The sequence below is a fragment of the Microcoleus sp. B3-A4 genome (assembly GCF_036705385.1).
Lineage (GTDB): Bacteria > Cyanobacteriota > Cyanobacteriia > Cyanobacteriales > Microcoleaceae > Microcoleus.
In genome coordinates this window covers 78,091-88,372 of the sequence record NZ_JAUBUI010000018.1, presented here as the reverse complement: position 1 = coordinate 88,372, position 10,282 = coordinate 78,091, and the positions used below count along the sequence as shown (strand labels likewise).

At 46.6% G+C, this 10,282-nt stretch carries 7 protein-coding genes; 3 read left to right on the top strand and 4 right to left on the bottom strand.

What is annotated here, in order from left to right:
• Positions 1–655: 655 nt before the first annotated feature.
• Positions 656–2,614, bottom strand: a complete 1,959-nt coding sequence (locus QUB33_RS10635; protein WP_333350149.1) for a cation:proton antiporter domain-containing protein — start codon at positions 2,612–2,614, stop codon at positions 656–658.
• A gap of 646 nt (positions 2,615–3,260) precedes the next feature.
• Entirely contained in the window at positions 3,261–4,529 is a 1,269-nt protein-coding gene (locus tag QUB33_RS10630) for a GH25 family lysozyme (RefSeq protein WP_333350147.1), read from the bottom strand.
• A 113-nt stretch (positions 4,530–4,642) separates the two neighbouring features.
• Here QUB33_RS10630 and QUB33_RS10625 point away from each other — a divergent pair, with 113 nt between their 5' ends.
• Together QUB33_RS10625 and QUB33_RS10620 are read left to right on the top strand one after the other, a co-directional pair.
• Complete coding sequence (locus QUB33_RS10625; RefSeq protein ID WP_333350145.1) at positions 4,643–5,137, top strand: DUF427 domain-containing protein; 495 nt, start codon at positions 4,643–4,645, stop codon at positions 5,135–5,137.
• A gap of 379 nt (positions 5,138–5,516) precedes the next feature.
• Positions 5,517–6,629, top strand: coding sequence for a diguanylate cyclase domain-containing protein (locus QUB33_RS10620; protein WP_333350143.1), 1,113 nt, complete (start codon positions 5,517–5,519; stop codon positions 6,627–6,629).
• A gap of 59 nt (positions 6,630–6,688) precedes the next feature.
• On the opposite strand, the gene QUB33_RS10615 is transcribed toward QUB33_RS10620, so the two are convergent.
• Both QUB33_RS10615 and QUB33_RS10610 read right to left on the bottom strand, forming a co-directional pair.
• The gene (locus QUB33_RS10615) at positions 6,689–6,928 is read right to left on the bottom strand and encodes a helix-turn-helix transcriptional regulator (RefSeq protein WP_333350141.1); all 240 of its coding nucleotides are present in this window, start codon (positions 6,926–6,928) and stop codon (positions 6,689–6,691) included.
• 260 nt (positions 6,929–7,188) lie between these two features.
• Positions 7,189–8,205 carry a methyltransferase domain-containing protein gene (locus QUB33_RS10610; RefSeq protein WP_333350139.1) on the bottom strand — a complete coding sequence of 339 codons (1,017 nt, stop codon included), beginning with the start codon at positions 8,203–8,205 and terminating at the stop codon, positions 7,189–7,191.
• A 583-nt stretch (positions 8,206–8,788) separates the two neighbouring features.
• On the opposite strand from QUB33_RS10610, the gene trxB reads away from it, so the two are divergent.
• Positions 8,789–10,159 carry a thioredoxin-disulfide reductase gene (trxB, locus tag QUB33_RS10605; RefSeq protein WP_333350137.1) on the top strand — a complete coding sequence of 457 codons (1,371 nt, stop codon included), beginning with the start codon at positions 8,789–8,791 and terminating at the stop codon, positions 10,157–10,159.
• Positions 10,160–10,282 lie beyond the last annotated feature (123 nt).

Genomic DNA, 10,282 nt, shown 5'->3' with positions numbered 1-10,282 from the left:
GGCGGTAATCGGGTAGGGAAACACTCGCGCTAATTGCTCCAACTTAACTTGTCTTTCCGATTGCAGTAGATTGAGCAGGATACTTAATACTAAAAACTGAGTACGAGTTAAGTGTTGCTGGAGATGCGTCTGATAAAATATAGGTAACATAATTTGTGATAGGTCGTCGGTACTTTGAACGGGCCTATCTTTTTTTACCACAAGTAGGTCAACGCCTTACCTTGTCTAGCTTCTAACGGGGTTGTCACCCCCCCAGGGTGAATTCTCAATTTTCTGTCAAGGTGCTGCCTGTTGAATCAATCGCAGGCAGTTTTTTTGGCAAGCTATTTTACCCTGTCCGTCAAACGGTAGACGAACCAAGGAAACGGAATTCGCACTCAACGCAGCTCATTTGTCTGTCTTACATGATTGAGCGGCTTGGGTGCGTGAAGCACCGTTTAGTCTAAACTCCAAATCTTACAAACAGGGTTGAGGAAACTGAACACTCATGATAGTTGCAAGAGTTTGGAGAATTAGTATAAATTGAACACGGCTATAGTCTGGTCAATTTACCTGATGTCAGCAGAAAATTTGAGCAATATTTTTATGTCGACCGATGAAAGCAAAGCCGCGATCGCTTGAACCAAATTAGAGCGATCGATCGAGGATACTGCTCCTATCGCGCAACTGGCGGCTGCAAAATTTCAGCATCCTTTGCTATTTCCGTTTCCTCCAAAACCGGCTCTAAAACCGGAGAAGGAATCGGCACTTCCTCTACTACCTGATGCTTTTCCAAAGTCAAACGAGACTGAGACGAACCCGACAATCTTTTCAACAATTTCGGTGTCGGATCGTACAGCAAATAAATAATTCGATCGCCTGCTTGCCAAATCTGGGTCGCCGACACTACTTGCAAGTATCCTTGCCTTTCGAGTAGCAGCGGCGCTAACTCCCCGGCTTGAACCAAAGCTTGTAAGTGAGCAATCTGAAACTGCAATCCCTCACTTTTTAACTCAGTTTCACCCAATTTCACTTCGCCGTCGCTCAAATATTCGTTCCAATCCTTCAGCGACAAATCGGAGACAAAAGCTTGATTGATTTTAGTCTGATTTGCCGGCGTATTTGCTTGCGGATCTTTGGGGAATATTGCCAAAACCCTCGGCGGTGCAAACTCTTCGGCCGCTCGCTGAGCTAACACTAAGTTTACCTCGCCGTTGTTAGTCATTGCCAAAAAAGTTCCCATCGATTCCAGTCCCGCTTCTTCTAACACGCTGTGGTCGAGAGCACTGCTCAAAAACACCCGCAAACCTTCTCGTTCTGCTTGTGCACAAGCTTCCGGGTCGGTGTCAATAATTGCTACAGATTCTCCGCGTTCTTGAAACAAGCGAGCAATTAATCTGCTCAAAGGATTTGACCCTACAATTGCAGCACCGGTTGCGGATTTTGAGGTGATGCCCAACAGTTGAGCGATCGCTCCGGCTGTTAGTCCCTGGACGAAAACTGTCATAATAATTGTTAGGAAAACTAAGGCTTTAATCGAGTCGCCGCCGTTGATTCCGCGCTGGGTGAGCAAAATTGCAAATAAAGATGCGATCGACGCTGAGACAATTCCCCTCGGCGCTACCCAACAAACAAATAATTTCTGCCGCCAATTCAGTCCGCTGTTCCAAGTACACAGCCAAACGTTGATTGGCCGCACTACCCACATTAAAGCTAAAACTGTAAACAAACTTCCCCAACCGAGGGCGACCACACTAGCGAGGGATAAATCGGCTGCCAGCAGCACGAACAGCATCGAAATAGCCAGGACTGTCAGTTGACCTTTAAACCTCCTCAGCAGCCTTTCTTCCGGCACAGCAGCGGCTCGGAGGACGATGCCGGAGAGGACTGTTGCCATCAGTCCCGATTCGCTGCGGATTTCTTCTGCTAAGCCGAAAAATCCCCACAAACCGGCTAAAACTACTAAGTTTTTGAGGTCTTCGGAGAGAAATTGCGATCGCTTGAGAATGAATCCCAGCAGCCAACCTCCCGCAACTCCGACGACTGCGCCAACGAAAAGCCGCACGATTAAATCTCGGAACAAAACCAGCAAATCAGGATTGCCGTTCAAAATAATATTCAGCACCAATACTGCCAGAATTGCCCCGACAGGATCGATTAAAACGCCTTCTGCTTCTAGCAAGGCGGCGACTTGTTTGTCAACGGATACTTGTTTGAGCAAAGGGCCGATTACTGTCGGGCCTGTGACGACTACTAGAGAAGCATACAAAAATGCGATCGGCCAGGGAAATTCCCCCAACCAGTGTGCGGCCATTCCGCCGCCAATTAGCGTAATTAAAGTGCCTACGGTAACTAAATTGCGGATGCTGCCGGAAAGTTTTCCTAAATCTCGCAATTCCAAATTCAAGCCGCCTTCAAACAGAATTAACGCTACGCAAAGCGATACCATAACTTCCAAACCGCTGCCCAGCAGATTCGGGTGCAGCACTCCCAAGCAGTCTGGACCTGCTAAAATTCCAAACAACAGCAAAAAGACGATCGCCGGAACTTTCAGATAGGCGGCGAGAACTTGAGCGCTGATGCCACAGATGACGGTCATGACCATCAACATGGTGATGTTAAAGGGGATTTCCATAGATATAATTGTTACAGGCTGCCCGCTGAGTTTTAAATGTTCGATCGCGGGTAATTGGAGTGCAGGCGCTATTTTTGGCGCAGCTTACCAACTCGGCACGGCCCTGGATTTTTGCTAATAAGATTAAAAAACCTTGATATTGGCTCTAACTTTATCAGATAATTCTCTTGGAGTCAAAGATGGCAGTAAGCTGTAACTAAGCGATAGATTGTCTGTTATGTTCGAGATATGTTCGAGAGTCCGATGAGGAGGCGGGCACAGAGGAAGAGGAACAGAGGAAGAGGAGTTGACTAATTTTGATGGGGAGTCAATCTCAACTCTCAAATAGCAAGATTTGCCAGCTTTTCCATTATAGAGCCTTTCAACCCCAGATTCATCTGTGGAGCCAATCTCCAATCAAAAAGCTCACATCTCAAATCGATCGCCCCCAGACTCATCTTTAGATCGAGCATCTCACTTTTTCAGCCAAGCTAGAAATTGGAGACAGGAGGCAGAAGAAAAGAGGAAGAAGGAACGAGCCAAAAGAAGTGTTTTTACAAATATGATATCCTCCCTCTTTAGAGTAGATTTCCCATCTCAAATCAATCTCAAACCCCAAGATTCATCTGTAGAGTAAATCTAAAATATAAAATCTTAGATCTATAATCTATAATCGATTGGCATCCTGCCACCTGCGAAAAAAGTCCGATAGAATTGCCGGCGAAATTCGCCCTTCCAGCCAATCTAAAGCCTGGTTTTGCTGGGGTGCGGCCCGATAAAATTTGCACGCATCTATCAGCCGAATCGGAGAATTAGTGACAATAGATTGAGAGCGCCATTTTTGTGCAAACTCGGTAATAATAGCCGGAGAAATTTGTTTTTGCAGCCAATCTAAAGCTTGGTCTTGTTGTGCTAAACCGCGATAAAATTTGCCCACATCTATCAATCGCAAATTACTGTCTTGAGGTAAGGGAGTTGCCCGCCATTTTTGAGCAAATTCCCCTAAAACAGAGGTAGGAACCTGACTTTGCAGCCAAATTAAGGCAGTATCTTGGCTAGCGCTAGCTTTATAAGACGAGAATACCTGAGTCAGCCGCACGCCTGATATGGGAGCGGGAGTCGGCTGCGGCACGGGTGTCGGGGCTGGAGGGGGGACAACTACTTTGGGAGATTTTCGCATCAAAGCGGCCCAGGTTTTGAGACTTGCAATGCCGTCTGGATTGAGACTTTGAGATTTCTGAAACGAGATGAGCGCCGCTGTGGTGGTGGCTCCAAATTTACCGTCCATCGCGCCTTGATAGAAACCTTTAATTCTTAATTCCCTCTGGATGTCTGCAACTTTATAACTTACGGCGCCTTCTCGGACGCTTTCATAAATATTGGTGTCTACATTGCCCGAGACGCCGGAGACGCTGCCGGTGTCGCTGTACTGCCAAAAAGTCCAAGTTTTCCAGCCGCCGGGAACCCAAGGTTCTTCAGCAGTGGTATAGTGAGCAATCCACAGCGGGTAATCCGCAAACCGTTTTGTCCCCAGGTTGTCCCAGAAACCGGGGTACGTGTAGATAATCGGCCGCATCAAGGTGGCTTTTTCGACTGCTTCTAACCAAATTGCTGCTCGATCGCACAATTGCTCCACACTCAAACCGCCTGTAGTTTCCACATCCAAGACTGGCGGCAAATCCCCCGCTTCGAGTTTTACAGTTTTCAAGAACAAATCTATTTGTCCTTGAATGCTGCTTGCAGGTCGAAAAAAGTGGTAAGCACCGCGTTGAATCCCCGCCGCTTTCATAGCAGCCCAATTGCGAGCGAAACTTTGGGCAACGAACGTTGCACCCTCGGTCGATTTGACAAAACTGAAGGCAATACCATCCCGGGCAACTGCTTGCCAATTGATATTGGGCTGGTAGTCGGAAACATCTATACCGCGAATACTCATATTACGAAGAGTTGAGAAAAGCTGGTTTGCTCTGAAGCAGCGACTCGATTAAGGGTACATTAAATTGTAATGCTAAGTCGCTAAGTGTTGTTTTTGCAGGGGAGATAGTGCAAATGAACTTCGATCGAATAGAGCCCGGCCCTGGTGAAGAGTCTGTTTGGGATTACCCGCGTCCCCCTCGGCTTGAGGAATCGACCAAACACGTACAGATAATTTTTAATGGAGTGACGATCGCCGACACGCGCTGTCCTCAGCGGGTATTGGAGACAAGTCACCCTCCTGCCTACTATATCTGCCCCGATGACATCAAAATGGAATATTTGCACAAAACTTTACGGGGTTCTTGGTGCGAGTGGAAGGGACAAGCCGGTTATTACACTGTGACGGTAGAGTCGAAAGAAGTAGTAAATGCGGCTTGGTTTTATCCCAATCCCAATCAGGTTTTTGCAGCTATTAAAGATTATGTGGCTTTTTATCCGAGCAAGATGGATGCCTGTTATGTGGACGGGGAATTAGTGCAATCTCAACCAGGGGATTTTTACGGCGGCTGGATTACCAAAGATATTGTCGGCCCGTTTAAGGGAGGGCCAGGAACTTGGGGGTGGTGAGGGAGTTTTGAGTTTTGAGTTTTGAGTTGAGGACGGGGGCAGACACCGCGTTTTTTTTACGCGAAACCTCGTTACAGCCTCGACCCCGGTTTAAAAACCTGGTTTTTTTAGTTTTTGTGCGCCGCGAATGAGTTGAGGACTCGTGCAGAAACTGTTTTTTTTACGGCGCAAAAAACCAGAGTCAAAAATAGAGTAATAATTCAATAAATCTATAATTAAGTGAGGACGAATCAATGCAATGCAGGCACGGCAGAAACTAACGCAGCTTAAATAAATAGTCTAGTAAAAAATACGGTCACTGGTAATAAATAAATAATTATATAATTTAATAGCTGACACTAGCTTTGTTGCTGGTTTATTGTTTATTCGGATATGCGCTGTGTCTGTTGAATTTATTGAGCCGTCTAACTCGCCAGAAAAATCACCCAAAAATTTATCTTTAGAGTCTACTCTTAAGGATCTGGCTCTATTCAATTTTCAGGTTGAGTCCTCCTATCTCGCCAAAGAAGTAGCTCGGTTGTTTCAATCTCACCCGCTGCTTCCGGGAGTGATCTTGACCGTAAATGGGGAATTTTTAGGGATGATATCGCGCCGGCGATTTATGGAACGCATGAGCCGCCCTTACGGAGTAGATATATTTGCTTGCAGACCGATTATAGCCTTGTATCAAATATCTCAAACCGATATTTTGATTTTACCAGGAGTAGCCTTAATTGTCATGGCAGCTCAGCGCTCCGTGCAGCGACCACCGGAATTGCTTTACGAGCCGATTGTTGTACAGTTAGAACCTCAAGTTTACCGACTTTTAGATGTGCATCAACTGTGGGTAGCTTTATCCCAAATTCACCAAGAAGCTACTTGGTCTATGAGCGAACTTTATTACAATTTATCGCTCACGCAATCCGAGTTAGAAGCAGCTAATTCTCAATTAAAAGCGGCTAATTCCGAATTGTATCGCCTTGCCAACTTAGATGGCTTAACTCAGATTGCCAACCGCCACTGTTTTAACGAATTCTTACAAAAAAAATGGCAAGAATTGGGAGAAGCAGCAGCAGAACTATCTTTGATTTTATGCGATGTTGACTTTTTTAAGACATACAACGATACTTACGGACATCAGGCGGGAGATGCTTGCTTGCAGCAGGTAGCCCAAGCTATTTGGGCAGCGGTAAATTACTCAGCAGGCGCAGTTTCGGGGGAGACTCTGGTAGCTCGTTACGGAGGTGAAGAATTTGCGGTAATTTTACCCCGCACTTCGTCTGAAATAGCTGTTTGGATTGCAGAGCAAATTCGAGTTTGGGTAAAAGAACTAGAAATCGAACACCTTAATTCAGCGGTGTGTTCTTTCGTGACGCTGAGTTTGGGGGTAGCGAGCACGTTTCCTCAGCCCGCAACTTCTCAGGAAAATCTACTTGCAGCGGCAGACCGCGCGCTTTATCAAGCTAAAGACAAAGGGCGTGATCGAGTAATTTTAGATGCCGATGGATTTTAGATTTTAGATGGGAAAAAGCGACCCCACGGATTGATCCGGGGCTTGTTTAGTCGTTTCCATCACAGATTGTCTGGCAAGTCGCCGATCGACCTGCCGATGCTGACCAGCAATTTCTCCAAAGCTTTCATCTGCTTGACGGTCAACGTGGGTACGTTCTTCCCCAACTCCCAACGACTGATTGTTTGCGACGAAACGCCAAGCTCTCGCGCCAAATCTTCCTGACTCATCTCCAGTTCTTCCCTGAGCTTCTTCAAATGCGACTCTTCATCTTCAGGTCGCGGAACGGGCTTTTTGGGCATAACCTCGATCGCACATTTTTTATATAAGGTGCTTAAGCATCTTGACTAAACAATAAATTGATTAGACAATTTTGGAAAGAAGCATGAATCGATGATGCCTGACAAACAGCGTCTGAATTCCTAGATTATTGTTCGCCTGCTTCCGAATTGACAATAGAAGCGTCGTGGGTCGGTTCCGCAGTTGGTCGGATTTGAGCAAGTATTTAGCTTGAACGTGTGCAATACTGCGTATAAAATTTTATCGGGCGATCGCCCCGTGCCTACAAAGACTCGCACCAAGCACGTTCTGCCGTCCAGTGTCTGTCTGAAGATTCATAAATCCTCAACCCATCCAACCCGGCATTTTGGATCATCTCCTCAACTTCATCCAGCGTAAATGCTGCTTGCAACGAATCGCTGAATAACTGTTTCTGATGCGCGTTGCAATCTCCCGCATAAAGCTTGACTAAATTATCCCTGATTTCCGGTGTTTCCGGTCGCAGCAAATCCCGCAAAAAAATTGCTCCCTGCGGCTTCAACACCCGCTTGACTTCCTGAAAAAAAGGCAGCGGATCGGGCAAATGGTGGATAATGCTGTTAGAAATCACCATGTCAAAATAGTTGTCAGGGTAAGGCATTGCCTTAGCATCAATTAATTCGAGATGAATTTGCGATCGCGCGCCCGCCTTTTCCACATTTTCCGCCCCGACTTTCAGCATATTTGCCGACAAATCGATGCAAGTCAATTTCCATGCTGGCCGGAGTTGACAAAGGGCGATCGGAATTCTCGCCGTACCCGTCCCCGCATCCAAAACGTTTCCAAAAACCGGTCCCAAGGCCGCAGCACTCTGAGCAAAAGCAGCATTAACCTCAGTAAAGTCCATCGAATCGTATTCGATCGCCTCTTCCAAGGAATCCATCACTTCCGGTTCCAAAACTCGCTGCATAAAATTTATCTCGTTATCTGGCATTTCCATATAGGGGTTCAGTTTCGCCTGCAAAAGCTCGACTAACTCCGGTTCCATATATTCGTAGTTGTCCGGGATTTGCAGGCAAATAACTTTCTTGCCTTCGAGACTTTCGGGAAATTTGCTGCGAAGTCGATCGCCATGCTTCTTCTCCATCACAAATATCCAATCTGCCCAACCGACAAGACCCTCAGTTACTCTAATTCTTGCACCTTTTTCCGTTCCTGCCGATCGCACGCTGTAGCCACTAACCTTCTCGCATATTTTCTCGGCAGTCAAACTTCTCCACTTATTCTGACTGCACACAAACAATATCTTGATTTTATCCATTCAGATACAAATACACAATGCTATTTTATCCGCGTTCATCCCCGTTAATCCGCCCACATCTGCGGTTAAAAAGCTTGATCGAATTTCCCCCGATCGCACTTTCTATACCACAAATCATGTACTTTGTCAAACTTACCCAAATCTCCGTTACAATTCTTAAACCCTAAAATGCAGATTTTGCATAAACGATTGTACTTATTACATTTGCAGAGTTCGTTAGTTTGACGAGTTTAAAAGCTTTCAGCATCAAAAACTTCAATTAGTCATAATGCGCCTGGATTGTGAAAATCGTACCACAAGCCTCAAAGCAAGTAAATAGGTAAAATAATTGAGAATGAAGTCAATAATTTTGGTCGTTTTTAGACTTTCTTAAGATTTTAGGAGTCAAAATAGATCGAACATTTAAAACTAAATCGACTTTTAGATTGTTTTTGCTTATTAAAGTAGTTGGAATTGCCCCGAAGACCGATCGACCCTCAAAAATAGAGACAGATGGTCGATCGCACAATGGCATCAAACCAAACTCGATCGAACCCTGCTAAAATGAGTAAAACGAAGTCGTTATGAGTTTAAGTAAATAGCTATGACCAGCGAAACCGTAGAAAACCTAGTAATTATCGGCTCAGGGCCCGCGGGCTACACCGCAGCAATCTACGCCGGGAGGGCAAACCTGAAACCCGTAGTCTTTGAAGGCTACCAAGCCGGAGGCGTCCCCGGCGGTCAACTGATGACCACCACAGAAGTAGAAAACTTCCCCGGCTTTCCCGAAGGCATCACCGGGCCGGAACTCATGGATCGGATGAAAGCTCAAGCAGTGCGCTGGGGTGCCGAATTATACACAGAAGATGTAATTTCGGTGGATTTGACCCAGCGCCCGTTTACAGTGCGATCGGAAGATAGAGAAATCAAAACCCACACGATAGTAATCGCTACAGGCGCGACGGCGAAACGGCTGGGGCTGCCTAGCGAACACGTATTTTGGAGTCACGGCATTTCTGCCTGTGCGATTTGCGACGGCGCTACCCCAATTTTTAAAGGAGTAGACTTAGCTGTAATCGGCGCAGGCGACACCGCAGCGGAAGAATCTATTTATTTGACAAAATACGGCTCTCACGTACATATGCTGGTGCGGCGCGATCAAATGCGCGCCAGCAAAGCCATGCAAGACCGAGTGCTGAGCAATCCCAAAATTACCGTGCACTGGAACACCGAAGCACTGGATATTTTGGGCGAAGCGGGCGGCAAAATGGACGGGGTGAGGCTTAGAAATATCGAGACCGGCGCCGAGAGCGATTTGCTGGTGAAGGGATTGTTTTATGCGATCGGTCACACTCCCAACACTCAACTGTTCCAAGGTCAGTTAGAACTCGACGAAGTAGGCTATATCGTTACCAAACACGGTTCGGTAGAAACCAGCGTTGAGGGAGTTTACGCCGTCGGCGACGTACAAGACCACGAGTTTCGCCAAGCCATCACCGCCGCCGGTAGCGGTTGTATGGGGGCGATGCTGGCAGAAAGGTGGCTGTCGTCCAATGGTTTAGCTCAGGAATTCCGCCAAACCGAGGAATCCGAGCAACCCGTCGCAGCGCCGGAAGCTCAAAAAGTACGCAAAACCAGCGCGAACTTTGATATCCAAGACACGCGCCACGAAGGAGGTTATGCTTTGCGGAAGTTGTTCCACGATAGCGATCGACTGATTGTGGTTAAATATGCCTCTCCGAGTTGCGGCCCTTGCCACAGCCTCAAGCCGATTTTGAGCAAAGTAGTAGATGAGTTCGAGGGCAAAATCCACTACGTGGAAATTGACATCGAAGAAGATCCAGAAATTGCTGAAAATGCTGGCGTGATTGGTACGCCGACGATTCAGTATTTCAAAGACAAAGATTTGGTGGCGGAGCTCAAAGGAGTCAAGCCGAAAAGCCAGTACCGCGAGTTAATTGCCAGTAATTTGTAGGAGTTCGATCGATTTTAGATTTGAGGTTTGCCAAGAGAGATTTAACCTAAACTCGACTTGCGTCCCGCCTGCCAAAAACCCGGTTTCTCCCCTGCCCGCTAGTCCCGTGCAGGGGATAAACCA